This window comes from Pandoraea fibrosis, assembly GCF_000807775.2.
GTDB classification, from domain to species: Bacteria; Pseudomonadota; Gammaproteobacteria; order Burkholderiales; family Burkholderiaceae; genus Pandoraea; species Pandoraea fibrosis.
Map to the genome: position 1 here is coordinate 1,221,381 of NZ_CP047385.1, position 25,658 is coordinate 1,247,038.

Consider the following 25,658-nt stretch of genomic DNA (forward strand, 5'->3'; position numbering starts at 1 on the left):
CCTCTGCGACGCATCATCGACCGGCCGGACGCCGGCGCCGTGTGCCCCCTATGACGCTCGACGCCTTCAAGTTCTTCATTTCGCTGCTGGCCCTGATCAACCCGCTCGGGGCGATCCCGCTGTTCATCAGCCTGACGTCTTCGCAGACGCGCGAGGAGAAGCGCCATACGATCGATGTTGCGGCGATTGCCGTGGCGCTGGTGGTCGCGGGTTCGGGACTGTTCGGGGAAGCCATCATCCGCTTCTTCGGCATCTCGATTGCGTCGCTGGAAGTGGGCGGTGGCGTCATCATGTTGCTCATGGCCGTGAACATGATCAACGCGCAGACGGGCAACACGCGGGCGACGGCGGAAGAGCGTCACGAAGCGGAAGAGCGGCCGAACATTGCCGTGGTGCCGCTTGCCATCCCGCTGCTCACTGGTCCGGGTACGATCAGTACCGTGATCATCTACTCGGGCCGCGCGCACGGCTGGGCGCAGATTCTGGCGCTCATGGCGATCGGCGTGGGTGTGGGGGCGGTGTGCTGGGTGGCGCTGCGTAGCGCCGGGCGCATCGAAGGCTGGCTGGGACGCACGGGCATCAACATCGGCACGCGCCTGATGGGGTTGATCCTCTCGGCGCTGGCCGTGGAATTCATTATCGATGGTTTGAAAATACTGCTGCCGGGTTTGAGATGAATAAGATTGCGATTGTCGACTACGGAATGGGCAACCTGCGCTCGGTCTATCAGGCGCTGCGTGCCGCCGCGCCGGAAGCCGACGTGAGCATCAGCAGCGACGCCGCCGAGATTCGCGCCGCCGACCGTGTGGTGCTGCCGGGGCAGGGCGCCATGCGCGACTGCATGGGCTGCCTGAACGAGTCGGGCCTGCGCGAAGCGGTGGTCGAGGCTGCCGCCACCAAGCCGATGTTCGGCGTGTGCGTGGGCGAGCAGATGCTGTTCGACGTGTCGGACGAAGGCAACACGCCTGCGCTCGGTCTGCTGCCGGGCCGCGTGGTGCGCTTCGACCTCGAGGGCCAGGTGCAAGATGACGGCTCGCGCTTCAAGGTGCCGCAGATGGGCTGGAACCGCGTGCGTCAGACGCAAGGCCATCCGATCTGGGCCGGCGTGCCGGACGACAGCTATTTTTACTTCGTGCACAGCTACTACGTTGTGCCCGGCAAGCCCGAACTGACGGCTGGCGAGACGGTCTATGGCGTGCCCTTTACCTGTGCAGTGGCCCAAGATAATATCTTCGCCACCCAGTTCCACCCGGAAAAGAGCGCCCAGGCTGGCCTTGCCCTTTATCGCAATTTCGCGCAGTGGAAACCCTGATCGTGACCCGAGTGGCGCGTGTGTGCCCCGGTGCCTCGCAGGGCGTGTCCGTTGTCCCGGCTTATACTGTGTGTCATGTTGACGAATCCGATCCCGATGTGCCGGTGCCCGGCAAGGCAGGGGTCGGTTTTGTGTTGTCCGCGTAATTTGCGAATTTCTTTTACTTCCCACTAGCGACGTTTCACGATTGCCTATGCTGCTCATTCCGGCCATCGACCTTAAAGACGGTCAATGCGTTCGCCTTAAACAAGGCGACATGGATCAAGCCACCGTATTCTCGGAGGACCCCGCTGCCATGGCTCGACATTGGGTCGAGCAAGGCGCGCGCCGCCTCCATCTGGTGGACTTGAATGGTGCATTCGTCGGCAAGCCGCGCAATGAGGCGGCGATCCGCGCCATCATTCAGGAAGTCGGCGCCGATATCCCCGTGCAGTTGGGCGGTGGCATTCGTGACCTGAATACCATCGAGCGCTACCTCGACGACGGGTTGTCATACGTCATCATCGGCACGGCCGCGGTCAAGAACCCTGGCTTCCTGAAGGACGCGTGCACCGCGTTCGGCGGACACATCATCGTTGGCCTCGATGCCAAGGACGGCAAGGTCGCCACCGACGGCTGGAGCAAGCTCACCGGCCACGAAGTCGTGGATCTGGCGCGCAAGTTCGAGGACTACGGCGTCGAGTCGATCATCTACACCGACATCGGTCGCGACGGCATGCTCCAGGGCATCAATATCGATGCGACGGTGCGTCTCGCGCAGGCGGTGACCGTGCCGGTGATCGCCAGCGGCGGTCTGTCGAATCTGGGCGATATCGATGCGCTGTGCCAGGTCGAGCGTGAGGGCGTCGAAGGCGTCATCTGCGGTCGCGCGATCTACTCGGGCGACCTGAATTTCTCGACGGCGCAAACACGCGCCGACGAGCTTTCCGGAGGAGCGGCATAAGCGAGTCCTCGGCTGCGGCCGGCTCGCCTGCCATCATCATGGCTCTTGCAAAACGCATCATCCCGTGCCTGGACGTGACGGCCGGCCGTGTGGTCAAGGGCGTCAATTTCGTCGAACTTCGCGACGCAGGCGACCCCGTGGAGATCGCCCGCCGTTACGACGAGCAGGGCGCCGACGAACTCACGTTCCTCGACATTACGGCGACTTCCGACGGGCGCGATCTCATTCTGCCGATCATCGAAGCAGTGGCCGCGCAGGTCTTCATCCCGCTGACCGTGGGCGGCGGCGTGCGCGAGGTGGCCGATGTGCGCCGCCTGCTCAACGCCGGTGCGGACAAGGTCAGCATGAACTCGTCGGCGGTCGCCAATCCGCAACTGGTGGCCGATGCGGCTGCCAAATACGGTTCGCAGTGCATCGTCGTGGCGATCGACGCAAAGCGTGTCTCGGCCGACGGCGAAGCGCCGCGCTGGGAAGTCTTCACGCATGGCGGTCGTAAGGGCACCGGGCTGGAAGCGGTGGCCTGGGCCAAGCAGATCGAAGCCTTGGGCGCGGGCGAGATCCTGCTGACCAGCATGGATCGCGACGGTACGAAGAGCGGCTTCGATCTGGCGCTCACGCGCGCCGTGTCGGACGCCGTCAGCATCCCCGTGATCGCCTCGGGTGGCGTGGGGTCGCTGGCCGACCTGGCCAATGGCGTGACCGAGGGCCACGCGGATGCCGTTCTCGCCGCAAGCATTTTCCATTACGGCGAGCACACGGTCGGTGAGGCAAAGCGCTTCATGGCCGACAAGGGCATTTCGGTGCGGCTCTGAACGGGAATCGACGGATCATGACGCAAGACTGGCTGGACAAGGTAAGTTGGGACGCACAGGGCCTCGTGCCCGTGATCGCGCAGGAAGTCGGCAGCAACGACGTGTTGATGTTTGCCTGGATGAACCGTGAAGCGCTCGCGCGTACGGTCGAGACCGGCGAAGCCGTCTACTATTCGCGCTCGCGCAAGCGCCTGTGGCACAAGGGCGAGGAATCGGGCCACGTGCAGAAGGTGCATGAGATCCGTCTGGATTGCGACGAAGACGTGGTGCTGCTCAAGGTCGAGCAGATCGATGGCATTGCCTGCCATACCGGCCGTCATTCCTGCTTCTTCCAGAAGTTCGAGGGCAGCGTCGACGATGGCCAGTGGACCACCGTCGAACCGGTGCTCAAAGACCCCCACAAGATCTACAAGTGACCGCCATGAACGATACGCTCGAGCGTGTTGCCGAAGTGATTGCCTCGCGTAAGGGGGGCGATCCCGACAAGTCCTACGTTGCGCGCCTGTTCCACAAGGGCGACGACGCCATCTGCAAGAAGATCGGCGAAGAAGCCACCGAAGTGGTGCTCGCGGCGAAGGATATCCGCATTGGCGGGGCCGACAATCTGCGCCAGAAACTCGTTTGCGAGACGGCCGATCTGTGGTTCCACTGCATGGTGCTGCTCGCCCATCACGACCTGAGCCCGAACGAGGTGCTGGCCGAACTGGCACGCCGTGAAGGGTTGTCGGGGCTCGCCGAGAAAGCGCAGCGCAGCACGCGCGGCGAACACGCGGACTGACTTCCCCTTTGGCCGTCATGCCCGCTGTCGTAGCGCCGCTGGCGGGCAGACTCATGCGAGGAGACGCCTCATGAACGATCCGCAGACTTCCGGCCCGTCCGGCTCACCCGGCAGCACGGACCACCCGTATGTCGTCAATACCCCGTCGAGCGCGCCGAGCGCCGAGCAGGAACGCGCGTTGCGCAAGCTCACGCATGTGCTCTACGCACTCTATGCCCTGTTCTGGCTCACGGGCGGCGTGACCGCCATCGTGGCGATCATCATCAACTACATCAAGCGCGACGACGTGACCGGCACGCTCTACGCCTCGCATTTCACCTGGCAGATCCGTACCTTCTGGTGGTCGGTGGTCTGGGGCGTGCTTGGCGTGGCGCTCGCGGTGGTCATGGTCGGCTTCGCGATTCTCTGGGTGCTCGGCATCTGGACGCTGTATCGAATCGTCAAAGGCTGGCTGTACCTGAACGACAACAAGCCGATGTACGCCGCGCGTGCCTGAACGACTTCGGGCGGCGCTTCGACCCATTCGAGAATTCGAGAGGAAGACACACGCATGACGCACGATAACTGTATCTTCTGCAAAATTGTGGCCGGGCAGATCCCGAGCGCGCAGGTCTACGCCGACGATGATGTCGTCGTGTTCAAGGACATCAATCCGGCAGCCGATCTGCATTTGCTGATGGTGCCGCGCAAGCACATCGCCACGTTGCAGGATTGCCAGCCCGAAGATCAGGCGCTGCTCGGCAAGATGATGTTGCTCGCGCCGAAGATCGCTGCCGAACAGGGCTACCGCTTTGATGGCGACGCGTCGAACATCGAAGGCAATGGCTTCCGGGTCGTGACGAACACCGGACCGGGTGGCGGGCAAGAGGTTTATCATCTGCATATGCATATCCTGGCTGGTCCGCGGCCGTGGAAGCGTATGTAAGTGATGACGGCAGCCCATCGCGATGAATTGCCGCGTGGGGTTGCCGAATGGTGCAAGGCTCCCGCATCGGGAAAGGTTTCACGAAACATTTATTTCTACCCGGCGTCCGGCCCGGTTACGATGCAGGACGTGACGCGCGATGTGCCAGAATGGGGCATCATGGCGGCGGGCACCGGGGTCAACACAGAGTGCCCTAACAAGACCCCGTCGCGAGGCGGCAGGGGTGGGGAAACGCAAGGAGAGTGGTCATGGGTTCGTTGAGTATTTGGCACTGGCTGATCGTGCTGGTGATCGTGATGATGGTTTTCGGTACCAAGAAGCTGCGTAACATGGGCAGCGATCTGGGTGGCGCGGTGAAGGGTTTCAAGGACGGCATGAAGGAGGGCGAAAGTGGCGCTCCGGCGGCCAAGGACGACCCGGCTGCTGCCAAGGAACTGCGCGATTCGACCACCATCGACGTGCAGGCCAAGGACGCGAGCAATCACAAGCAAGGCTAAGCCGGCGTCGACATGATCGATCTCGGCCTTTCCAAACTGATGTTGATCGGCGTTGTTGCGCTGGTCGTGATCGGTCCCGAGCGTCTGCCGAAAGTGGCACGCACGGCGGGCGCGCTCTTCGGCCGCGCACAGCGCTATATCAACGATGTAAAGGCTGAAGTGAGCCGCGAGATGGAGCTCGACGAGTTGCGCAACATGCGCACGCAGTTCGAGGACGCGGCCCGCAGCGCCCAGAACACCGTTCAGAAGCAGTTGCACGAGCAGGAAGCGTCGCTCAACGACGCCTGGGCGAGCGCCACGGGGACATCGACGAGCGAGATCGCCGGCGGGGGCACCGATGCCGCGACCGGGTATTCCGATAGCTACCTCGCCGAACCGGTGGTGACATCGGGCATCCGCGCGTCGACCAAGCGCCGCAACTGGCGCGTGCGTCGTGCGGCCACACCGATGTGGTTCAAGCAGGCCAGCACCACGCGTACGCGGGTGCAGTCGGGCGCGGCGCGCGTGGCGCGTCACACGCCGGCCAAGCTGCGCCGGCCCGTCAAGTTCTTCTGAGGCGCTTGCGCACCGAACTTCCCGCCATCCGGCACTGTGCTGCCGGCTTCATTCCTGGATAAGTCGACGTGAGCGACGACAAGCAAATCCCCGACGGGGGCACCGAAGAGACTTTCATCTCGCATCTGATCGAGCTGCGCAATCGCATTATTCGTGCGGGTTCGGCGGTGATCGTGGTGTTCCTCGCGCTGGTCTATTGGGCGCCGGACATTTTCCGTCTGCTCTCCCGCCCGCTGATGCAATCGCTGCCTGCCGGCGGCAAGATGATCGTCACCGACATCACCGGCTCGTTCTTCGTGCCGATGAAGGTCACGATGATGGTCGCGTTCGTGGTGGCGCTCCCTATCGTGTTGTATCAGGCGTGGGCGTTCGTGGCGCCGGGGCTGTATCAGCACGAAAAGAAGCTGGTGATGCCGCTCGTCGTCAGCAGCTACACGCTGTTTTTGCTCGGTATGGCGTTCGCCTACTTCCTCGTGTTCCCGACCGTGTTCCACTTCATGGCGCATTACAACGCGCCATTGGGTGCGGAGATGAACACCGATATCGACAATTACCTGAGTTTTGTCCTCACGATGTTCATGTGCTTCGGGGTGACCTTCGAAGTGCCGGTGGTCGTCGTGGTGCTCGCCCGCATGGGCGTTGTGAGTCTCCAGAAGCTCAAGCAGATTCGGCCGTATGTGGTGGTGGGCGCTTTCGTGCTGGCCGCCGTTGTCACGCCGCCGGACGTCCTCTCGCAACTGATGCTGGCTATTCCGCTGATCATCCTTTACGAACTGGGCCTGATCGCGGCACGGATCTTCGTCAAGCAGGGGCGCACGGAGGAGGAAGGCAGCGAGGAGAACGGGCAGGCGGCGCCGTAACGTCATCTGACATCACCTGAACGGTCGCCGCGCAAACCGCTCGCGGGATCGTCGGAAAAGACATGAAAGCACGGGCCGAGGCCCGTGCCTTTTTATTGGACGGGGACGGGACGCGCCGATCGCCGTTGCTCAGGACGGCGCCCAAACGAAAACGGCCGCGCCGAAGCGCAGCCGTTTTGTCCCTCCGGGAGCCTGGCGCCGTCAGTCAGCGCTGTTGTCGTCGCTACCGTCGTCTTCGTCCTGCACCGGCCGCTTGGGCGGCGGTGGGCGTTTGCCGATCATCACGGTGAGATCCAGCTCCTTCTTCTTGCGCGTGACGTGCAGCTTGGCCTGCGCACCCGGCTTGATCTGGGCAATGACGTTGAGCAATTCGGTGGTGTCGCGAATCGACTCGTCGTTCACCTTGGTCAGGATGTCGCCTGGCTGAACGCCTGCCTTGTCGGCCGGTCCGCCTTGCACAACCCCGGCGATGATGACGCCCGAATCTTGTTGCAGGCCGAACGACTCGGCGATATCCGAGGTGATGTCCTGCGGCTCGACGCCGACCCAGCCACGCGTAACCCCACCGGTGGTAATAATGCTCTCGAGTACCGAGCGAGCCGTCGACACGGGAATCGCGAAGCCGATGCCCATATTGCCGCCGCTGCGCGAGTAGATCGCCGTGTTGATTCCCAGCAGGTTGCCGTTCACGTCGACCAGTGCGCCGCCGGAGTTACCGGGGTTGATGGCGGCATCCGTCTGAATGAAGTTCTCGAACGTGCTGATGTCGAGGTGATTCCGGCCGAGCGCACTGATGATGCCCATGGTGACCGTCTGACCGACGCCGAACGGGTTGCCGATGGCGAGCACAACGTCGCCGACGCGCACCTGCTCCATGCGGCCGAGCGTAATGGCGGGCAGGTTGTCGAGCGTGATCTTGAGCACGGCCAGATCGGTCTCGGGGTCGCTGCCGACCAGCTTGGCGCGGGCTTTGCGGCCGTCGGCGAGGGCGACTTCGATCTCGTCGGCGCCGTCCACCACGTGATGATTCGTGAGAATATAGCCTTCGCTGCTCACAATCACGCCCGAGCCGAGGCTCGACACCGGGTCTTGTCGCACCGTACCGCCGCCGTCGCCGAAGAAATAGCGGAACAGCGGATCATCGAGGCGCGGATCGCGATTTTGCTTTTGTTCCTTACTGGAAAAAATGCTGACCACCGCGGGCATGGCCTTTTGTGCGCCGTCGGCATACGAGCCGGTCGCCGGCTTGTCCGACAGACTGGGCGCGACTTCTTGCAAGGCGATGATCGGATTGGCCAGTTGCTTGCCGAACGAACCCTGGCGTTGCAGCCACTGAGGCTTGAGAGTGGCGATGATGAAGAGCAACGCAAGCAGCACGGTGACCGCTTGCGCGAACAGTAGCCAGAAGCGTCTGAGCATGAAAGAGCGAGACCTTATATGAATCGTGTTGAACTCGAATTGTATCTGAACGATACCCTGCAAATCGCGCAATTTCGCGATTACTGCCCGAACGGCCTACAGGTCGAAGGGCGCAGCGACATCCGAAAAATCGCCAGTGGCGTGACCGCCAGCCTGGCTTTTCTTGAGGCCGCCCGCGATTGGGGGGCCGATGCCGTTCTCGTCCATCACGGATATTTCTGGAAGAACGAAGATGCCCGCATTACCGGGATGAAGCGCCGTCGTCTGGGCGTGCTGATCGGTCATGACATCAACCTGTTCGCCTATCATCTGCCGCTCGACGCCCATCCCGAACTGGGCAACAACGCGCAACTCGGCAAATTGCTGGGTTTCACCGACGATGGCAGCCGTTTCGGCCCGGATCAGCTCGGTTGGCTCGGTACGCCGGCACAGCCGACGACACTGGCCGCGCTGGCGGCTCATGTCGAGGCGCGGTTGGGTCGCGCACCTCTGATGCTAGGTGAGCCGAATCGGGAGGTGCGCCGGGTGGCGTGGTGTACCGGTGGTGCGCAGGGCTTCTTCGAAGCGGCGATCGCGGCCGGGACTGACGTCTATATCAGTGGCGAAGTGTCCGAGCCGACGCAGCATCTCGCGCTTGAGAGCGGCGTGGGATATCTGGCGGCGGGACACCACGCGACAGAACGAGGCGGCGCGAAGGCCGTAGGCGAACATGTCGCGGCGCGTTTCGGGCTGGAACACCGATTCTTCGATATGCCGAACCCGGTCTGACCTGAGCCTGCCCGTGGCAGGGCGGCAGGCCGCCGCCCTGACGGTATTACCCGTTCTGCTTCTTGAGGCTGTCGCGGATTTCGCGCAGCAGAACGATATCTTCCGGGGTGGGCTCCGGTGCGGCCGGGGCTTCCGGTGCCGGGCGCTTGAGTCGGTTGATCTGTTTGACCATCAGAAAGATGATGAAAGCCAGAATCAGGAAGTTGAGGGCAACGGTGATGAAGTTGCCGTAACCGAAAACGGCCACACCGGCCTTGGTCAGATCGGCGTAGGACGTCGGGTTGCCCTTGAAGTCCGGGGGGATGCTGCCGAGCAGGATGAATTTGCTCGAAAAGTCGAGACCGCCGAAGATCGCACCGACGATCGGCATGATCAGGTCCTTGACGACAGAGTCGACGATCTTGCCGAAGGCCCCGCCGATAATCACACCGACGGCCAGATCGATCACATTGCCTTTGACGGCAAATTCCTTGAATTCCGACATGAAACTCATGCCATTCCTCCGCTGTTTTGATGAGTGACCGGGGGGAGCATCGCTGCGCCAGCCCTTATGAATTGGCATTGATTGACCGGTAATTCCCTGCGAGGTCACACGCCAGCGACGTCGGTCGCGACAAGCATTGTCACGCATTTGCCACAGGCCGCGCACGATGTCACCGGGGTGAGACAAGGAAAATGATGACTAAATGTCGTGCACGCGTCAACGAAAGCAGCGATCATAGCGGTTCTCGTGCAGCATCCCAGAAGCGAAACCCCGGGTGAGCGTTTGCCACCCGCAGGGTACGTTAATCCTTTGAAAATACGCGAAAACCACTAGGAGACTGGGGCGTTTTGCCGTTGTTTCAGGCATTTGCGCTCGCGTATGATTTCAGGTTGACGGAAATACCAATTCAACCGTGTGGGGCTTGTGATGAGTGACAATCAAGAAAAGGCCGTCGACAGTAGCCGCCGGAATCTGTTGATTGCGACGTCCGTAGCTGGAGGCGTGGGCGGCGTTGCAACACTGGTTCCTTTCGTCAGTTCCCTGGAACCGTCCGAGCGCGCCAAGGCAGGCGGGGCGCCGGTCGAGGCCGATATCAGCAATCTGAAGCCCGGTGAGAAGATGACCGTGGCGTGGCGGGGACTGCCTGTGTGGATCGTGCGCCGCACGCCGGACGAGATGGCTTCGCTGTCCAAAGTGACGGCAGAGCTGGCTGATCCGGACTCCAAGGAAACGTTTTCCTACCCGATGCCCGACTATTGCAAGAACGCGTTCCGCGCGCGTACCGAGCAGAAGGACCTGCTCGTGGTCGTCGGCATCTGTACTCACCTCGGTTGTATCCCATCCGGCCCCTATCAGGCGAACACCAACGCCGCGCTGGGCCACGATCCGGGCTTCCTGTGCCCGTGCCATGGTTCCACCTACGATATGTCGGGCCGCGTCTTCAAGAACAAGCCGGCGCCAAAGAATCTCGACGTTCCTCGTTTCATGTTCGTGAACGACACCAAGATCGTGATCGGTAAAGACGAAAAAGGAGAAGCGTAAATGGCCGCCGACAAACAGGTCGATACGACGGGCTTGCTGGGCTGGATCGACCGTCGGTTCCCCCTTACCCAGCTCTGGCGGGAGCACGCGTCCGAGTATTACGCGCCCAAGAATTTCAATTTCTGGTATTTCTTCGGCTCGCTGGCCATGCTGGTGCTGGTGATCCAGATTCTCACCGGTATTTTCCTGGTGATGAACTACAAGCCAGACGCCAGCCTCGCGTTCGCGTCGGTCGAGTACATCATGCGCGAAGTGCCGTGGGGCTGGCTCATCCGCTACATGCACTCGACGGGTGCCTCGATGTTCTTCGTCGTGGTGTATCTGCACATGTTCCGCGGACTGCTGTACGGCTCGTATCGCAAGCCGCGCGAGCTGGTGTGGGTGTTCGGCTGTCTGATCTTCCTGTGCCTGATGGCCGAAGCGTTCATGGGCTACCTGCTGCCCTGGGGGCAGATGTCGTACTGGGGCGCGCAGGTGATCGTGAATCTGTTCTCGGCGATCCCGTTCATCGGCCCGGACCTCTCGCTGTGGATTCGTGGCGACTACGTGGTGTCGGACGCTACGCTCAACCGCTTCTTCGCGTTCCATGTGATCGCCATCCCGCTGGTGCTGATCGGGCTGATCGTCGCGCACATCATCGCGCTGCACGAAGTCGGGTCGAACAACCCAGATGGTATTGAGATCAAGGACAAGAAGGACGCCAACGGCCGGCCGCTCGATGGCATTCCGTTCCATCCGTACTACACGGTGCACGACATCATGGGGGTGGGCGTGTTCCTGATGGTCTTCTCGGCGATCGTGTTCTTCGCGCCGACGATGGGCGGGTACTTCCTGGAAGCCAACAACTTCATTCCGTCCGATCCGCTCAAGACGCCTCCGCATATCGCGCCGGTGTGGTATTTCACGCCGTTCTACTCGATGCTGCGCGCCACGACCGATGACTTCAAGCACGTGCTGATGGTGCTGGCGGTGATCGTCACGGCCATCTGGTGGGTCAAGGGAAAGGCGGCGGCGACGACGAAGGTCGCGGCGTCTGGCGGCGTGGTGTTGCTGCTGCTGGCGATGTACCTGACCGAAGCCAAGTTCTGGGGCGTGGTGGTGATGGGCGGTGCGGTAGTGACGCTGTTCTTCCTGCCGTGGCTGGACCATAGTCCGGTGAAGTCGATTCGTTACCGTCCGGGCTTCCACAAGGTGCTGTTGGGTATTCTCGTCGTCATTTTTGCTGTGTTGGGATATCTGGGTATCCAGGAACCGACGCCCGTGAAGACCGCGATCTCGCAGGTCGGCGCGCTGTACTACTTCGGATTCTTCTGGCTGATGCCGCTCTGGAGCAAGCGGGGCACATTCAAGCCGGTGCCGGAGCGCGTGACCTTCGCGGCGCACTGAGCGCACGCAAACGACGACTAGGGATATCAAGATGAGAAAACTGTTGCTTATCCTGGCGCTCCTGAGTGGTTTCACGGCGCCGGCTTTTGCTGAAGAGGGTGTGCCGCTCGACACGGCGCCCAATCGGATCGACGATCTGGCCTCGCTGCAGCGCGGTGCGAAGCTGTTCGTGAACTACTGTCTCAATTGCCATTCGGCGGCGTCGATGCGGTATTCGCGCCTGAAAGATCTGGGATTGTCGGACACGGAGATCAAGAACAATCTGCTGTTCACGACGGACAAGATTGGCGAGACGATGACCGTGGCCATGCGCACGGCAGACGCCAAGGAATGGTTCGGTTCGGCACCGCCGGATCTGTCGGTCGAGGCGCGGGCGCGGGGTACGGACTGGCTGTACACCTACTTGCGTACGTTCTATCGGGACGATGCCCGGCCGACGGGTTGGAACAACCTGACGTTCCCGAATGTGGGCATGCCGAACCCGTTCTGGCAGTTGCAGGGACAGCGCGCTTTGAAGCATGTGGAGGGCGCTGAGCATGGTCCTGCGCAGTATGTGCAGATCACTCAAGGGACGATGAAACCGGTGGAATTCGATGCTGCCGTGGCTGATCTGGTATCTTATCTGGATTGGATGTCGGAACCGGCGCAGCGCACGCGCCGGCAGTTGGGTGTCTGGGTTTTGTTGTTCTTGGGACTCTTTACGGTACTTGCCTGGCGCCTGAATGCGGCCTATTGGAAGGACGTGAAGTAAAATAACGTCTGTACGACGGGGCCAGGGTTTGGGAAGCGTCGGTTTCCCGCCCCGGCCCCGTTGGTTTTTAAGGAAGACGCGCTATGATGGTTTTGTACTCGGGCACTACGTGCCCCTTCTCCCAGCGTTGCCGGCTGGTTCTGTTCGAAAAAGGCATGGATTTTGAAATCCGTGACGTCGACCTGTTCAACAAGCCGGAAGACATTGCGGTGATGAACCCGTACGGTCAGGTGCCGATTCTTGTCGAGCGCGACCTGATTCTGTACGAATCGAACATCATCAATGAGTACATTGACGAGCGATTCCCGCATCCGCAGTTGATGCCGGCTGATCCGGTGCAGCGTGCGCGTGCGCGCCTGTTCCTGTTCAATTTCGAGAAAGAGCTGTTTGTGCATGTGAGCTCGCTCGAGAACGAGAAGGGCAAGGCGGCTGAGAAGACGCACGAGAAGGCGCGTGGAGCGATTCGCGATCGTCTGACGCAGCTTGCGCCGATTTTCGTGAAGAACAAGTACATGCTGGGCGAAGAGTTCTCGATGCTCGACGTGGCGATTGCGCCGCTGCTGTGGCGTCTGGATCACTACGGCATTGAGTTGTCGAAGAATGCTGCGCCGTTGATGAAGTATGCAGAGCGGATTTTCAGCCGCCCGGCGTACATTGAAGCGCTGACGCCGTCTGAAAAGGTCATGCGTCGCTAATGCGTTGAATTGCTCGCTGACGAAGCTGGCTTGCCGAGGGTGGTGAGCGGGTTTCGCGGCGGGGTGAGTTGGTCATATGCCTGAAACGTCTACCAAGCCTTATCTTCTGCGCGCGCTGTACGAGTGGTGTACCGACAACGGATACACACCGTATTTGGCCGTGCATGTCGATGCCAAGACGCGAGTTCCGCGCGAGTTTGTGAAAGATGGCGAGATCGTGCTGAATATCAGCTTCGACGCCACGAGCGGATTGCAGATGGGCAACGACTGGATTGAATTCAGCGCCCGTTTCGGCGGTATCTCACAGAAGGTGGAAGTGCAGGTACCGAACGTGCTGGCGATTTATGCCCGTGAGAATGGTCAGGGGATGGCATTCCCGGTCGACAAGCAGGCGTCTGCGGAAGAGGGGGCGGAGCTGGAAGCCGTGCCATCGGTGCAGGCGCCGGGCGACGACGATCCGGAGCCGCCGCGTCCGGGCGGCAACGCACCGGCGGGTGGTAATGCCGGGCGGGCCCGCCTGAAGGTGGTGAAGTAACGCGATTGCGGGCGAACGGGCCGATGCGTTTGAGCATTGGCCTAATCGCTTGCATGGACGGACGATTTTTCACGATCAGGTAGCCGCAGTAGCCGATGAATCGGTTACAATACGCGACTTCGCCGGCTTAGCTCATCTGGTAGAGCAGTTGATTTGTAATCATCAGGTGGCGGGTTCGAGTCCTGCAGCCGGCACCAAATATCAATAGGGGTTCCAGTGATGGAGCCCCTATTTTTTTGTTCTACAATCGTAGCGCTGTTCTACAAATTGCCGAATCGACGTACCGGGCGGATAACGTCTCGCAGAAACCGATCCTGCTAGTTTCATCGACGAATCGTCCGATTTCAGCAACAAGGCGTCATCTTAGTTTGACTCCGAGGCAGTGAGCGTCAATAGTTCCGTCCATGCTCAGCGAACGCGACATCAAGAAGGCCGTACTACATAAGCTCTTGCCGCAAGCTCTTGCGCAAGATGCCGTTGTCGTGAGCGAAATGGTTGTTGGAAAGGCAGACCGAAGAGCTGACCTAGTTGTTGCAAATGGACACCTGCACGCAATCGAAATCAAAAGCGATTTAGATTCGCTGCGTCGCCTCGAAGGTCAAATGGCGGTTTACCTGAGCCGTTTCGACAAGGTCACACTCGTCCTGTCTTCAAAGTTCGTTGAACATGCACTCGCACATTCACCCGACCGTGTCGCTGTTTGGGAGGCGACCGAGACGAGAGGTGGCGTGACGCGGCTCCGGGTGCGCAGACCGGGGCGTCTCGAGCCCATTACTGACAAGGCTGCACTCTGTGATTTTCTTCTAAAGAGTGAGCTTGTACAGATCGTTAAGTCACGCGACGCTATAGGCAAAACGTCAAACTTGTCCCGTTGCGAACTAGTGAAATTTGCAGAGACGCTCCCGCTAGCTTTCATCCGCCGCGAAGTTTTGTCGAGCGTGAAAACGAGGTACCGGGATACGTTTGCGGGATACGTCGGCGGAGTCGGCGGTGATCAGCAGCAACCGCCCAACGTTGACGATCTGAGCCGCGTTGCACTGAAGCGAAAAGCGGCGATGCTGGTGCAGGATGCCCAGCGCAAGCCGCCTCACTACGAACGCAGACCGCTAAATCTGCTGCGCTTTTTTCCTGATGGGGACATCCCGGAAGGGATGCCGACTCATGTGCTAGTGCCGACGGTGAATTAAAGCCAATCGTCCTCCTCGCCGGATTGATTGGTCCGCGCGCCAAACACGGAGAGCTGATAGGTGATGTGCAAATTCACTCGCACGGATATAGCGGTGACGGCGCCATTAATTGTCTCTCCGGTGCCGTTTGCAGTGTTCCGTATCATTTGCGCACCCCAGCAAGGATTTGTTTGCAGATCGGGGTGATCGTCCAGCAGTTTCGTTGCAATTTCTGCATAGCCGTCCCCTTTTCTGCCCGGGCGCCGCTCAAAGGTCCATGAGTGGTCCCATGGGACATCAAGACGCGGTAAAAACGTGCCGCCTTCATCGTCATAAACGACCGAGTGGATGGACGCGTGGTCACCATACATAACGATGTCCGGCCCGATCTCCTCATATAAGACATGTTCAAGCATGTCGATCTTGCCGCTTGTTTCTGAGCCTTTATGTAGAAATTGAGTCACGGATCGAGGATAGCTCGTGCCCGCTAGCACGCGAGCAACCTCCGGGACTTCCTCAACGATACGATTAATCGAGCGTAGAACACTTTCCAACACGCCGGATTTGATGCGCTTCGTGGAAATATCGCGAATATAACCAGCGTCTAGCACAACAAGTGCATTCTCCGGAGCATCCAGCGCATACAGCGCTGTGAGTGTGTGATCCAAATCGGATTGGTAGTTTCTGACGCGAAAAACGGGATCCTTTCCTGATCGCTCCAAGCCCTGGGCTTGTTTGACGATATCGCGGACACGCGCATCGGGAGACAACTGCACAACGGGCACGACTTCAGGCCTTTGATTAACAAACGCCAACCAGTTCGCGAACCCCTTTTCCGGGTTCATCAGATCACGCACAGCGTCATTTTGGTGCTGTCCGTCCTTCGATAAGTCGAGCATGTATTGCCTTTTACCAAGGCATTGTTCGACCTTCTCAAGTGCCTTCTCCACGCCGTCCGTGTTACGCCATTTTCCAAGCGTGATTAGTGGAAGAATCTGATCCTTCTGATCGTCGCTGAGCTTCGAAAATCCGGCCAGTTCCGCCTGACGCGTGCGGAGAATCGGGAAATACCGAAAATCCGAGAATATGCTCTTACTCATCTTGCTCTCCCGACTCGCCCTGTTGATCAGAATACGCTGCTAACTTCTTACGGATATTCTCTCGGATTGGTTCGGGGTTGATAACCCCGGTCAGTGCAGTCGCGATGTCGCGATACGTACTCAAATCCTTGGCCAACTCAATGGCGTCGTTCTTTGCCCGAATGGTTTCGTCTCGTGCGTCAGAAAGGGCGCGTTCGAGCCGTTCGACAGTCGATAGTCCGCGCCATCCAAGAAGAAAAGTTAGGAATGCAGCAGAACCCCAGCCCGAGACGGCCAGCAATTGCACGTCACTCGTAGGGCGAGCTAGATAAATACTCAGTGCGATGCCCCCGACACCAATGCCCAAACTGATGATTGAAACAAGTCGATCGTAGTTCATGCTCTTGTAGTCTGATGACCGTCTAAGCGGAGATTAGTCAACCAGATTCTACACGGCGGACTAGTGTTGAGCTATTTCGTCGGTGTTACCTTGACACCGCGCTTGCGGACGTAATGCTCCGTCATCACGGCGCTGCCATGCCCCAAAAGCGCTTGGGCCGCTCGGAGGTCGCTGGCGTCTTCTTTGTCAGTGCCGGCCTTTGCCCTGAGATCTCGAAACTGAAACGACTCTTTACTTATGCCCGAAGCATTGCGAGCACGGTCGAATCGAAATCGAAGCGCTGCCTGACCCAAGGCGTATCCGCGCTCGTCGATGACCACGCGGGTGGAGTGGATGCCAAGTCTCGACTTCCGATGCGAAATGCGGTCCAGAAGAGCGGCTAACGCGCCAACTATTTCGATGCGAACTATAGCGCCGGTCTTGTTTTGCCGTATGACCAGAATCCCATTTCCGATATCTCTTTCGTCGATCTTCAATACATCAGCAGGGCGCTGGCCGGTTAGATATGCGAGATCCATAGCGTCCTTCAGCGGAGTGTCGGCTTTGTCCCAAACGGCCTTATACAGGTCATCGTCGATATAGATGTCTCGCCCGTCCTCCCTGTGCTTCCTAATACCTATACATGGATTAGCAAGGTCGGTCGCTCCCCATTCGCGAGCCTTGTTGAAGATGTGCGAAAACAGCGCAATCTCCCGGTTGGCGGAGACGGGCGCATCCTTACGCCAGTCAAGATACTGCCGAATATGGAGTGGCTTAACTCCGTCAAGTGGGGCAGGGGGATTGTCAAAGAAGAGGTAAAGGCGACTCAGCTGAAGCATGTTCGTGCGCTGAGTTTCGCGGGCTTTACGCGGGAGAACTTCCCTGACATAACGCTCTGCGACGTGACGAAACGTTATGAGCTGCTTCCGCAACTGATTGCCTTGCTCTAGATCGGCATAACGTCGCAATGCTTCTACGAAATCACCTCCCAGAGCTGTCCACCTGCGCGGCTTTCCCCCCATGTCGTAGTAGTAATAAGACCTCGCCCGCGCAGTCGTTTTGACCCGCATCCTCGGAGGCAAATGGAGATTTTTTGTCGGTTTTCGCCCCACAGTACTAGCCCTTTAACACACGCGGTGCCCACGTCTCAGAGGAGCGAGTCGCTGGTAGCCCCTCAATTGCGGCTCGGGACACTACGGCACGGCCGCAAGCGTTTACAAAGAACGGCAAGCCCATGCTGCGCAACGTATCGATTTGTTTTGATTTAACTTTTCTACCAGTAAGTACTACTAATTCTTCACAAGATAAAAAAATCGCAGTCAATTTAGTGACTCCCTCGTGGACAACCAGAAACAGCCTAACTCCTGATTCCAAAACACCTGACATTGATCCAAACTTGCCCCGACTGCCTTTGCTGCCTCGAAAGCGACCAAAATTGCCCTCGCCGGGTCATTGCACAGAATGTGTTCGATTGGATGCCGCTCAGGAACCACGATGCCTCTGCTCGTCCAATAGCGCTTTTCGTTCATCTTGTGCTCTGCGAAGTCTTTTGTGAGGTACTTGCCGAGGTAAGCGGCCAGCTTGTGACGTAGCCCTCTTTGCTTGAATGGGTTGCGCACATCGACGTTGCCGTTATCTGCGCCAACGATTGAATGCCAGATGGAGCGCAAAACGCGATAGTTTTGCCTGCCCTTCACTGCAACGTGCAGATGCCATGCCCCACGTTTCTGGCGTTCGGAGACGGCTACGTATTGAAAATTTTGGAACTTGCCTAAGCGGCGACGAAGAGCATCGAAATCGCGCTTCAGACGGTCACGGTCTTCCATGTTTTCTCGGTATGTCAAAGTGATCATGCGATCCGCGCCAATGGCCTTGCAGCGAAGTCGGACCTGTTGTTTTGCTCGCTTTGCCGCAGCGAGTTGATTTTCTTCTGTGTTTTCTGATTCGCCGCGCTTTGCTTTCGGCATCGCGTGCAGCTGCTGGGCTCCCATATACCGATCAAATCGCGTGGCGGTGACTTCGACTTGTCCATCACCAAAGTCCCGGCCCCTGATCAACCACTCTCGACGGAACGCTACCCAGTCCGATATACTCGTTTCAAGCATGACAACTCCAGATTGTCGTGTGGCTGTGCTAGCCCCGAACCGTTGCAGCGGCCGGGGCTTTTCTTTTTTTGCGATGGTGTTGAGGCTCTCTTCTTCGAGCTTCACCATCTGCTCGTACGTTAAGTGTTACTGATATAAATCTAGGCGCGCTCCGCGCGCCCGAGTGACCGCGCTGCCGCTGCGCACACTCGGGCGTCGCAGCCCGCCCACTTGCGCAGAATGTTTCGCATGGGCCGCGCCGACCTCCGGCCGACCCAGCCCAAGCTCGGAGCGTCTTTGTGGCAACGCGGCGTCAAGGCCGAGCCCTGCGGGTCGCTGCGCGAGCCTTGACCCCGGCACACGTCGACTCACACTCATCACCCGCCGCCCTTCACACGTTGAACCTGCAACACCAAAACCACTTCAGTGCGGCCGCTGGATGCGCTGTGTCCGTCGAGAAACGAGGGCAACCAGCCGGGGCTGTTCTTCGTTGCTGAATCACCGTCTTGCACCAACCCGCCGAGCAATATGACCTCACCATCTTTTGCACTGATGGTCGTTCTAATTTCTCGTGTGTTCTTTGTCGGTGAGTTGTTCACTCCATTGGTGGTCGGCACGAAGCTGGAAATCTGCTCCGTCAAACGGACCTCTATGGCCTCTTGCATGACGACTGGTTCGACCTCGAAGATCAGGCCCGCGTCCTGATACGTGACCGACTGAATAGGTGTCCCTGAAGCACCCTGATAGCTGATGCTTCCGAGCGTCGGTACGCGTGACCCAACATTGAGGCGAACCCGCTCGCCTGACGTGACGCGAACATGCGGATCGCTTATTTGCTTGAAGCGCGTATCAGCGTTCAGCAGCGACAGCGCCATGTCCAAACCGGAACTTGAGAAGCGAAGTGCCGTGGGGTCGCTGTCCGTGGCGCCGTTTGACATCGACATGGAAGTCCCAAACGCACGGGCGGCAATGCTGAACGCGGAGTTATTTGCTCGCGTGTTTGATACCTCGTACACCCAACCGCGAATTAATACCTCCCCGGCGGCAGCGTCTATCTCTTTCAATGCTGCGACCACGCGCTTGATCTCTTCGTCGGTGCACAGGCAGGTCAGCTCATCTGCGGCGGAAAGAGAAAGTGCCGCGCGCGGCGGCGGATTTCCCGGTTGACCAACAGCCGCGCCATCAGACGGCGACGCGGACGTATCTGATTCCGTTCTATCTGCGAGAGGGCGTGCGAATGCCAGAGTCCTTGCACCTAGTACCGGTTCGACCGCGCGAGCAAGATATGCGGCGGTACGGAATCTCGGGCGGTAAACAAACAGTGATTGCGCTACCTTCCTCCGTTCGTCGTACGTCTTTCGTGACACATAGTCGACGCCGGATTTAGACGTGACGGCGAATCCCTGCGAATCTAAAAAATCGAGCACGAACGAATGTAGGTCGCGACCTTTCCCGTCATATCGGAATGACACGAGTCGAGTGTCTTGCAATACGTCGGAACTAATGACGTGCGGCACCCCCAATGCTTCGCTATACAGAAAATCCACGAGTTGCCCGACGTTCACATAGCGCAAGTCGAAAGCACCGCTAGGGGAGCGTTGAACTCCTTTGATGGGAGTCGTAGGCAGTGCGGGAGATGCGGAAAAAAGCGTCGCGTCGAATCGAGGAGGCAGGGGCAATTGGGTCTCTGCCGCGCAAGCACTTGCGCTGAGTAATGCTGCGGCGAGCGCGATAATCGATTTTTTCATTTCTGCTTCTCCGCGGCACTAACGCCGGACCATGCGGAAACGATGTCGCCGTCTAAGACCCCACGCGTGCCCAATGACTCCCCGGTGAAAACGTCAGAATCTCGCGGCGCAACCGACCTTGTTTGTCAGCGAGAAGAACGTAGCCCTTTCCGTTTATCGCGTAGCGGCCAACGAACCGCCACGTTGACGAGACGACAGCTTTGGGCGACGACGATGTGCGAGATACATCAGTCGGCGCTCCTTCAGTTGTCGACGGAGATTGGGGACCGCCGTTCTTGAGTCCAAACCCGCCGGACACGCCCAGGAATCCTTTCCACGCGAGCAAGCCTGCGGCGAGTGCGGCAACTGGAAGCACGAAGAGAGCTTTCGGAATCACCGCTTTCTGTTTCGTGTGGACTTCCGCGCTTGTGTACAGATTGAACACATCGCGCGGATAGCCCCACATGGTTTTCACCGCGTCGCGAAGCCCCGTGTTCGGGTTGTGGCAGTGATCCCATTCATAGAGCATTGCCCGTCGACCACCGAACAGGCGACGAACGTGCACATGTCTTCCGACGAGATCGCGGATCGTTTTGCTCATCCGCTGTGGATGCTGCGTGATGAGAATGAAATCGACCCCTTTATGACGGTGGACGTGCAGTTTCTCGACGTCTTCTGTCGCTTTGACGCTGACCGGCGTTGGTCCCCAGATTCGCTGGACCTCATCAACCACGATTAGGTCGTTTTGCTCACAATGTGTGTACCAATCACGCACCCATGTCTCGTCGACCAACTCGTGCTCTAGAGACAAATCTCGGATACCGTCAACAACGAGCCGTCTACCCGAACGAAGCTCCTTCTGCATAAGCCACACGGCATAGAGCGTTTTCCCGCTGCCCGGAGTGCCAGTGATTAACGTGATCATTTGATGAAGAAGCGTTTGAAATTGGACGCACCAGCCATCGCGACACGAGCACTGATAGCGCCTCCGATGTAACCCATGCCCTGAAATACGCCTCCCATGGCAAGTAGGTTCATGAGATCGGCGGGAAGGCCACCTACTGCGCCGACGACCCACGACATGAGCTTGTCGACCACGAGACTGATTCCTGCGACGGTCACGACGCCCACACCGAGTGCTAGGAGCGCTTGCGCGATCAACGGCTGGACAAGAGAAAGCAGCCACGTCGCCCAGCTCATCGGAGCAATCCAGTAATGGCGTTCGAGCGGGCGCTAGCGCGGTCGACGTCGGACTTGAGAGACGAGCCGATATACGCGATGGCGAGCACCGCGATCAAAAGCACAGCGATGAGAAATTTCATGACGAGACTCCCATGACAAAAATGATGGCTGCCGCGAGTGCGCAGATAGCGAGAACGAGCGGACGGAGTTTTTGAACCAGAGAACAAAGCGGATCGAGCGAGAAGGAAATCTGTTGCCCAAACGCATTCACAACGATCGGCGCCGGGCATGCACCATCACTCGGCCCAACTGACCAAGGGGTAAGCGAAACGTCCTTTGATACCGGCTGTGGAGGCGGCGCGGGCGGTGCGCTGCCGAGCGGCGCACACGCGGATGCGGAGGGATTTGCCTTACAGAGATCCGTATTGGTAGGGTTGCCCGTACTAGGCGGGTTGGGATCTGTAGGCGAACCCGGCCCAGTTGATATGTCCGACGAAATCGGCACGGTCGGAGCACCAAACGGCTTGGGGTACCCCTGCACGAGATCGCTCCATGTGGGAGCAACGGGCGCGGACGCCACATCACCTGATGTGACAGGATTTACAGGCGAGTATGGATAGCCGTTGTAGTCTGGACGTGCCGCAGCACTGCGCCAGAGAGCGTCAGTAATAGACGCGGTTAGCGATTGCGGCAATGGCTGAGCGAGCATCGCAGGAGTAAGCGGAAGCGTCGTGATACTTCCGGTCTCTGTCTTGAGCGGCTTTACATAGTTGGCGTTCTTCGAGGGGCTGACGTTTATCTCAGTGCCAATCTGAGTGGGATTGTTCTGTAATGGCGTCCAGTTGAGCAAGACCTTATATGAGAGCGGTTCCGGCGATCCGGTCGGACTGGTCTGAGTAATTGTGACCGTGATGTTCTTCACCGCTTGCGACTGAAATGCCACGTTTGCATCCGCAACTTGCTTTGCACAGTCAAGTCCACTCACGCACCCTACGACCGTGCCGGAGTTCGGGTACCCGTTGTCCCAATACGGATAATTGGAAGGCAGAGGGTTTGTGCAAGTGGTGGTGACTTGCGGGTTACAGGTCGGACGCGTGAACGCGGTCCAACTTCCGGCTTCTGCTGGTGGTGGGTCTTGTATGGCCGATGGAGTGTCGGGGGCGAGCTTGAGGCTCTGTGCCGGGTTGTCGCCGACTTGGGATAGCTTGTATACCCCCCACGCTATCGCACCTGCGGCAGCGATGACGCCAAGACTTACTGCTGTCGCCAGCCATACCGGCGCTCCGGCGACGGTGGCGACCGTTCCGGCAGCAAGGCTCACATACGATGCGTCGTTTGCGGCTTTTCCAACGAACGAGAGAGTGTTGAGTAGTGTGGCGTCGTTTGCGGCCACAGTGATCCCGCGTCGGGCAAGATTCGCCACAATTCCGGACGCAACAGCGCGATTGATGACCGCATTGAATACGGGCATGAGCACTGGTGCCGCCTGAGCCTGAGCCGCCTGCTGTTGACACAGCATCGCGACCAGCGCAAACAAGATGATGATCTTTTTCATCTGCTCAGAAGAAAAGGATGACGCCGATTGCCCAGCACGTCAGAACTACGATGCCGACACATTCATAGAACCAGAGCACTCACGCCTCCCCGGTAGAGTCGAAGTGATTGCGGATGGCGCGAATACACCAAGCAACTGCCATGACACCAAGTACCGCACCACCAATTTGCAAGCCGACGATTTCGCCGCCAGCGACGGGTTGAGAGTCCGAGAGAGTCGCGACGTGGATAAGCATCTCGTTGCCCGCTGAGTCAGCGCCGCATTTCACGTGCTGGCCGCCGACTTCCGCATAGGTCACGCCGGGTTCGTCAGCAGGTCCACAAACCAAACCGGAAAGCGCCATTTCGTTTGCCCAGAAGAAAAGGCGCTGGATACTTCAGCGCCTTCTCATTAACTGCCGCTGTGATTAGCGGCCGAGGAAGCCCTTCACAACCTTGTAGCCCCACGCCAGGACCACGACGGCGAGCACGGCACCACCGATAGCGATGATCGTCGGCTGTACGCCGTTGATGGACGTAACGATGGGAGCCGAGTCGACTCCGGTCGGTGTGGTTTGGGCGAACGACACGGAGCTTGCGAGAGCCGCAGCCGCGGCGATGGAAAGCGAGAGGAATTTCTTTTGGATGTTCTTCATGTGAGACCTTCAGATTGAATCGAATTCGGCCCAGATATAGGGACGCGCGTGCGAGGGCCAGATGCTCGCGCGTCGGAAATTTGAGCGAAAGGTGGCGGGGTCAGGCAGTTGCAGACTGAGCGAGGGGCTTGGCCTTGTTCTGCCCGAATGGCACCAACGAAACGATGCGAGGGACGAGACGTCCAGCGTCTGTACCGTTTCCCTGAGCAAGCGCGAACTCCGCGAGATATTCACCGGGTTGGCGGTCAGCAAGCGCATCGGGAAGGTTGATCACTCCGACGACGATATTTGCAACGCCGTCGGTAGCTTGTTCCAAGATGCACTGGGCTTCACGGATGGTGTACGCACGTCCGGTCTTTTGGCTCGTGCCGGAACGGGTGTTGACGGACAAGATGGTCAGTTTTTGTTTGCTCATAGCAGCCTCGTGGCGAAAATGTCCCGCAGGACCGATAATCAGGGAACGAAAATTTGGAAACGTAAAATTAATCGTTAAAAATAACGAATAATTTTGACGAAATATAGAACGGAGCTTCCGCGATGTCAACACTCGGGACTGAAGATTCGCGCGCTCGCGCGATGCACATCATTAGCGCGGTGACGAACCCGGCTCGCCGATTCAAGGAGCTTGGAGATGTCACCGACGTGCATGCAGCTACCTGGCGTAGCTTTTGGATTCGAGAAGGGGCCGTGCCGAGCGGGGCAATGCTCGAGGGCTTGGCCAAGAATTGGCCGCAATATGCGTTTTGGCTACTGACGGGGATTACCGACCCCGAGGCAGGACACGTTGCGCCGCCAAGCGCGGCCGACGATTTGATCGAGCCCGATAATGAGGAGTCGCCAATAGCAAATGCGTACTTCCAACATCAGCTAGCGCGGCGCAGTAATCGGAAGGAGCGACTAGACCTATCTGCGTTGGAGCCGGATTACGAGGCGATCATGAAGCTGATGGGGCCGATGGCTGAGCCAAAGTCGCGAACTGCGAAGGGAGCCAAGATTGATCTATCTGTGTTGGATCAGCCGCTGGATCCCATTTACGAGCAGAAATTCAATAAAGCGAAGGCCCTCTTTCACGAACTCAAAGAGCAGAAGTACCAAGACCGCTTAGCTGAACTGAGGTCGCAGAAGAAGGCGCGCTAAAGCAGCACCCTGCGTATCGCTCGACAATCAGCGTCAACCCCGCACTGAGGCTGGACGAAGGGAGGGGCGGGCATCGGTCTGAGGCCTTTGCCCAAGCTACTGAGAGTTACGAGGTGATTCCGAGCGCTTTCGCCTGCTCGCGACTAAGACGAATCGAGACGGATGGTTTGAAGCTCTTAAGGGCTGACACCTCGAACGCCACGCCCTCTAAGGTTAAGAAAACCGCTTGCTCATCGATGGCGTCTTCATAGACGTGGATCGACTCCGAGTCGTCGTCAGACGACCACATCTTGACTGTTGATTTCGTGCTCATAGCGCACCTCTGGCTCAGATCTGACCAATCCGGGACTTACGTATACCAACGGTCCCGAAGGACGGTATGGCATCGGAATGCAACATTGCCGAAATGCCAAATCCATGTACCCATCAATGCGAGAACAACGGTTAGGAACCAACCGGTCCACCCCCATTGGGTCAGAGGAATTCGATTGGCGACTTTGACGTACTCGGGTACCACGTCGGCCATCGCCATTCCAAAGTACCCCGCGATCAAGAAGCTGGTTGCGCCGAGAGCCACCAGCATCGCGCTTGGCATGTCTCCATAGGAGCGCTTCTTAGGGTTGGACAGTCGGTTAATCAGTGATTTGAACATCGCTTCCCCCAGGGTGTGAAGTCGGATCGCGAGCGATCAGCGCGATCGCTCAAATAGATACTAGGCCCACGCCTCACATATCGTCTAGCACGCGTTGATCTCCAGCCCGCCCGTTCTACAAACGATTCGCGTGCCACGCTGCGTCAGCCTCTAGCGAGGCGCCTCAACGACTCTTTGTAGATCGAAAATCGCGGAACGCCATTGATCTATAAGGAATTTGATGGTGCTTTGTAATCATCAGGTGGCGGGTTCGAGTCCTGCAGCCGGCACCATATTCAAGTCCATCGACATCCGGTGGCATC

35 protein-coding genes, 1 tRNA gene and 1 pseudogene are annotated in these 25,658 nt (G+C 58.8%); 21 read left to right on the top strand and 16 right to left on the bottom strand.

The features are described from left to right. Positions 1 to 50 precede the first annotated feature (50 nt). The 11 genes from PI93_RS05445 (at position 51) to tatC (ending at position 6,682) form a co-directional block, all read left to right on the top strand. Positions 51 to 677 carry a MarC family protein gene (locus PI93_RS05445; RefSeq protein ID WP_039375163.1) on the top strand — a complete coding sequence of 209 codons (627 nt, stop codon included), beginning with the start codon at positions 51 to 53 and terminating at the stop codon, positions 675 to 677. After that, positions 674 to 1,312, top strand: a complete 639-nt coding sequence (gene hisH / locus PI93_RS05450; RefSeq protein ID WP_039375165.1) for an imidazole glycerol phosphate synthase subunit HisH — start codon at positions 674 to 676, stop codon at positions 1,310 to 1,312. The genes PI93_RS05445 and hisH overlap by 4 nt, the downstream gene beginning before the upstream one ends. Positions 1,313 to 1,505: 193 nt before the next feature. Further along, positions 1,506 to 2,255 (top strand): 1-(5-phosphoribosyl)-5-[(5-phosphoribosylamino)methylideneamino]imidazole-4-carboxamide isomerase, encoded by a 750-nt coding sequence (gene hisA, locus PI93_RS05455; RefSeq protein ID WP_039375167.1) that lies wholly within the window; start codon positions 1,506 to 1,508, stop codon positions 2,253 to 2,255. 38 nt (positions 2,256 to 2,293) lie between these two features. Then, positions 2,294 to 3,067 carry an imidazole glycerol phosphate synthase subunit HisF gene (hisF, locus tag PI93_RS05460; protein ID WP_039375168.1) on the top strand — a complete coding sequence of 258 codons (774 nt, stop codon included), beginning with the start codon at positions 2,294 to 2,296 and terminating at the stop codon, positions 3,065 to 3,067. 17 nt (positions 3,068 to 3,084) lie between these two features. Then, entirely contained in the window at positions 3,085 to 3,483 is a 399-nt protein-coding gene (gene hisI, locus PI93_RS05465) for a phosphoribosyl-AMP cyclohydrolase (RefSeq protein ID WP_039375169.1), read from the top strand. A 5-nt stretch (positions 3,484 to 3,488) separates the two neighbouring features. Next, positions 3,489 to 3,845 (top strand): phosphoribosyl-ATP diphosphatase, encoded by a 357-nt coding sequence (locus tag PI93_RS05470; protein ID WP_039375170.1) that lies wholly within the window; start codon positions 3,489 to 3,491, stop codon positions 3,843 to 3,845. A 70-nt stretch (positions 3,846 to 3,915) separates the two neighbouring features. Then, the gene (locus PI93_RS05475) at positions 3,916 to 4,341 is read left to right on the top strand and encodes a DUF4870 family protein (RefSeq protein ID WP_039375171.1); all 426 of its coding nucleotides are present in this window, start codon (positions 3,916 to 3,918) and stop codon (positions 4,339 to 4,341) included. A gap of 54 nt (positions 4,342 to 4,395) precedes the next feature. After that, positions 4,396 to 4,770: a histidine triad nucleotide-binding protein gene (locus PI93_RS05480; protein WP_039375172.1), complete on the top strand. Its 375-nt coding sequence runs from the start codon at positions 4,396 to 4,398 to the stop codon at positions 4,768 to 4,770. A 248-nt stretch (positions 4,771 to 5,018) separates the two neighbouring features. Next, on the top strand, positions 5,019 to 5,267 hold the full coding sequence (gene tatA / locus PI93_RS05485; protein ID WP_039375173.1) for a Sec-independent protein translocase subunit TatA: 249 nt from the start codon (positions 5,019 to 5,021) through the stop codon (positions 5,265 to 5,267). 12 nt (positions 5,268 to 5,279) lie between these two features. Beyond that, the gene (tatB, locus tag PI93_RS05490; RefSeq protein WP_039375174.1) at positions 5,280 to 5,822 is read left to right on the top strand and encodes a Sec-independent protein translocase protein TatB; all 543 of its coding nucleotides are present in this window, start codon (positions 5,280 to 5,282) and stop codon (positions 5,820 to 5,822) included. 68 nt (positions 5,823 to 5,890) lie between these two features. After that, complete coding sequence (gene tatC / locus PI93_RS05495; RefSeq protein WP_039375175.1) at positions 5,891 to 6,682, top strand: twin-arginine translocase subunit TatC; 792 nt, start codon at positions 5,891 to 5,893, stop codon at positions 6,680 to 6,682. Between the two features lie 201 nt (positions 6,683 to 6,883). Here tatC and PI93_RS05500 read toward each other — a convergent pair whose 3' ends face one another. Then, positions 6,884 to 8,101: a Do family serine endopeptidase gene (locus tag PI93_RS05500; protein WP_039375176.1), complete on the bottom strand. Its 1,218-nt coding sequence runs from the start codon at positions 8,099 to 8,101 to the stop codon at positions 6,884 to 6,886. A gap of 18 nt (positions 8,102 to 8,119) precedes the next feature. Here PI93_RS05500 and PI93_RS05505 point away from each other — a divergent pair, with 18 nt between their 5' ends. Continuing rightward, complete coding sequence (locus PI93_RS05505; protein WP_039375178.1) at positions 8,120 to 8,869, top strand: Nif3-like dinuclear metal center hexameric protein; 750 nt, start codon at positions 8,120 to 8,122, stop codon at positions 8,867 to 8,869. Positions 8,870 to 8,915: 46 nt separating this feature from the next. On the opposite strand, the gene mscL is transcribed toward PI93_RS05505, so the two are convergent. Further along, entirely contained in the window at positions 8,916 to 9,362 is a 447-nt protein-coding gene (gene mscL, locus PI93_RS05510) for a large conductance mechanosensitive channel protein MscL (RefSeq protein ID WP_039375179.1), read from the bottom strand. Between the two features lie 417 nt (positions 9,363 to 9,779). Here mscL and petA point away from each other — a divergent pair, with 417 nt between their 5' ends. From petA to PI93_RS05545, 8 genes and pseudogenes are all read left to right on the top strand, one after another. Further along, positions 9,780 to 10,394 (top strand): ubiquinol-cytochrome c reductase iron-sulfur subunit, encoded by a 615-nt coding sequence (gene petA, locus PI93_RS05515; RefSeq protein WP_039375180.1) that lies wholly within the window; start codon positions 9,780 to 9,782, stop codon positions 10,392 to 10,394. Positions 10,395 to 10,541: 147 nt separating this feature from the next. Continuing rightward, positions 10,542 to 11,636, top strand: a pseudogene (locus PI93_RS05520) (cytochrome b); the annotation flags it as partial. Next, positions 11,627 to 11,815 (top strand): hypothetical protein, encoded by a 189-nt coding sequence (locus PI93_RS25145; protein ID WP_442417674.1) that lies wholly within the window; start codon positions 11,627 to 11,629, stop codon positions 11,813 to 11,815. The pseudogene PI93_RS05520 and the gene PI93_RS25145, both read left to right, overlap by 10 nt. Further along, positions 11,812 to 12,531, top strand: coding sequence for a cytochrome c1 (locus tag PI93_RS05525; protein ID WP_039375182.1), 720 nt, complete (start codon positions 11,812 to 11,814; stop codon positions 12,529 to 12,531). The genes PI93_RS25145 and PI93_RS05525 overlap by 4 nt, the downstream gene beginning before the upstream one ends. A gap of 83 nt (positions 12,532 to 12,614) precedes the next feature. Beyond that, entirely contained in the window at positions 12,615 to 13,226 is a 612-nt protein-coding gene (locus PI93_RS05530) for a glutathione S-transferase N-terminal domain-containing protein (RefSeq protein WP_010808196.1), read from the top strand. A gap of 76 nt (positions 13,227 to 13,302) precedes the next feature. Next, complete coding sequence (locus tag PI93_RS05535; RefSeq protein ID WP_039375183.1) at positions 13,303 to 13,761, top strand: ClpXP protease specificity-enhancing factor; 459 nt, start codon at positions 13,303 to 13,305, stop codon at positions 13,759 to 13,761. Positions 13,762 to 13,882: 121 nt separating this feature from the next. After that, positions 13,883 to 13,958 (top strand) — tRNA-Thr (locus PI93_RS05540). 207 nt (positions 13,959 to 14,165) lie between these two features. Further along, positions 14,166 to 14,948, top strand: coding sequence for a sce7726 family protein (locus PI93_RS05545; protein ID WP_039375184.1), 783 nt, complete (start codon positions 14,166 to 14,168; stop codon positions 14,946 to 14,948). Here the strand turns inward: PI93_RS05545 and PI93_RS05550 are convergent. The 13 genes from PI93_RS05550 to PI93_RS05605 form a co-directional block, all read right to left on the bottom strand. Continuing rightward, positions 14,945 to 16,027, bottom strand: coding sequence for a beta family protein (locus tag PI93_RS05550; RefSeq protein ID WP_039375186.1), 1,083 nt, complete (start codon positions 16,025 to 16,027; stop codon positions 14,945 to 14,947). The genes PI93_RS05545 and PI93_RS05550 overlap by 4 nt on opposite strands. Next, positions 16,020 to 16,406, bottom strand: coding sequence for a hypothetical protein (locus PI93_RS05555; RefSeq protein WP_039375189.1), 387 nt, complete (start codon positions 16,404 to 16,406; stop codon positions 16,020 to 16,022). Before PI93_RS05555 ends, PI93_RS05550 begins: the two co-directional genes overlap by 8 nt. A 71-nt stretch (positions 16,407 to 16,477) precedes the next feature. After that, positions 16,478 to 17,224, bottom strand: coding sequence for a tyrosine-type recombinase/integrase (locus PI93_RS05560; protein WP_236105665.1), 747 nt, complete (start codon positions 17,222 to 17,224; stop codon positions 16,478 to 16,480). A 277-nt stretch (positions 17,225 to 17,501) separates the two neighbouring features. Continuing rightward, complete coding sequence (locus PI93_RS05565; protein ID WP_080759488.1) at positions 17,502 to 17,771, bottom strand: DUF4224 domain-containing protein; 270 nt, start codon at positions 17,769 to 17,771, stop codon at positions 17,502 to 17,504. Next, positions 17,705 to 18,490, bottom strand: coding sequence for a rolling circle replication-associated protein (locus PI93_RS05570; RefSeq protein ID WP_039375257.1), 786 nt, complete (start codon positions 18,488 to 18,490; stop codon positions 17,705 to 17,707). Before PI93_RS05570 ends, PI93_RS05565 begins: the two co-directional genes overlap by 67 nt. Positions 18,491 to 18,846: 356 nt before the next feature. After that, the gene (locus tag PI93_RS05575; protein ID WP_039375192.1) at positions 18,847 to 20,217 is read right to left on the bottom strand and encodes a type II secretion system protein GspD; all 1,371 of its coding nucleotides are present in this window, start codon (positions 20,215 to 20,217) and stop codon (positions 18,847 to 18,849) included. A gap of 52 nt (positions 20,218 to 20,269) precedes the next feature. Further along, the gene (locus PI93_RS05580) at positions 20,270 to 21,121 is read right to left on the bottom strand and encodes a zonular occludens toxin domain-containing protein (protein WP_328803347.1); all 852 of its coding nucleotides are present in this window, start codon (positions 21,119 to 21,121) and stop codon (positions 20,270 to 20,272) included. After that, complete coding sequence (locus tag PI93_RS05585) at positions 21,118 to 21,396, bottom strand: DUF2523 domain-containing protein (RefSeq protein WP_039375195.1); 279 nt, start codon at positions 21,394 to 21,396, stop codon at positions 21,118 to 21,120. The genes PI93_RS05580 and PI93_RS05585 overlap by 4 nt, the downstream gene beginning before the upstream one ends. Continuing rightward, positions 21,393 to 21,518 (bottom strand): hypothetical protein, encoded by a 126-nt coding sequence (locus PI93_RS24935; protein WP_268893812.1) that lies wholly within the window; start codon positions 21,516 to 21,518, stop codon positions 21,393 to 21,395. The genes PI93_RS05585 and PI93_RS24935 overlap by 4 nt, the downstream gene beginning before the upstream one ends. Further along, complete coding sequence (locus PI93_RS05590) at positions 21,515 to 22,933, bottom strand: virulence factor TspB C-terminal domain-related protein (protein ID WP_144400151.1); 1,419 nt, start codon at positions 22,931 to 22,933, stop codon at positions 21,515 to 21,517. The genes PI93_RS24935 and PI93_RS05590 overlap by 4 nt, the downstream gene beginning before the upstream one ends. 79 nt (positions 22,934 to 23,012) lie before the next feature. Then, complete coding sequence (locus PI93_RS05595; protein WP_039375198.1) at positions 23,013 to 23,276, bottom strand: hypothetical protein; 264 nt, start codon at positions 23,274 to 23,276, stop codon at positions 23,013 to 23,015. A gap of 63 nt (positions 23,277 to 23,339) precedes the next feature. Next, positions 23,340 to 23,567, bottom strand: a complete 228-nt coding sequence (locus PI93_RS05600) for a major capsid protein (protein WP_039375199.1) — start codon at positions 23,565 to 23,567, stop codon at positions 23,340 to 23,342. 100 nt (positions 23,568 to 23,667) lie between these two features. Further along, on the bottom strand, positions 23,668 to 23,982 hold the full coding sequence (locus PI93_RS05605; RefSeq protein WP_039375201.1) for a cellulose synthase: 315 nt from the start codon (positions 23,980 to 23,982) through the stop codon (positions 23,668 to 23,670). A gap of 122 nt (positions 23,983 to 24,104) precedes the next feature. On the opposite strand from PI93_RS05605, the gene PI93_RS05610 reads away from it, so the two are divergent. Then, a complete protein-coding gene (locus PI93_RS05610) occupies positions 24,105 to 24,704 on the top strand; it encodes a hypothetical protein (protein WP_039375202.1) in 600 nt (199 codons plus the stop codon). Between the two features lie 106 nt (positions 24,705 to 24,810). Here the strand turns inward: PI93_RS05610 and PI93_RS05615 are convergent, their stop codons facing one another. Continuing rightward, a complete protein-coding gene (locus PI93_RS05615; RefSeq protein ID WP_144400152.1) occupies positions 24,811 to 25,017 on the bottom strand; it encodes a hypothetical protein in 207 nt (68 codons plus the stop codon). Between the last annotated feature and the right edge of the window lie 641 nt (positions 25,018 to 25,658).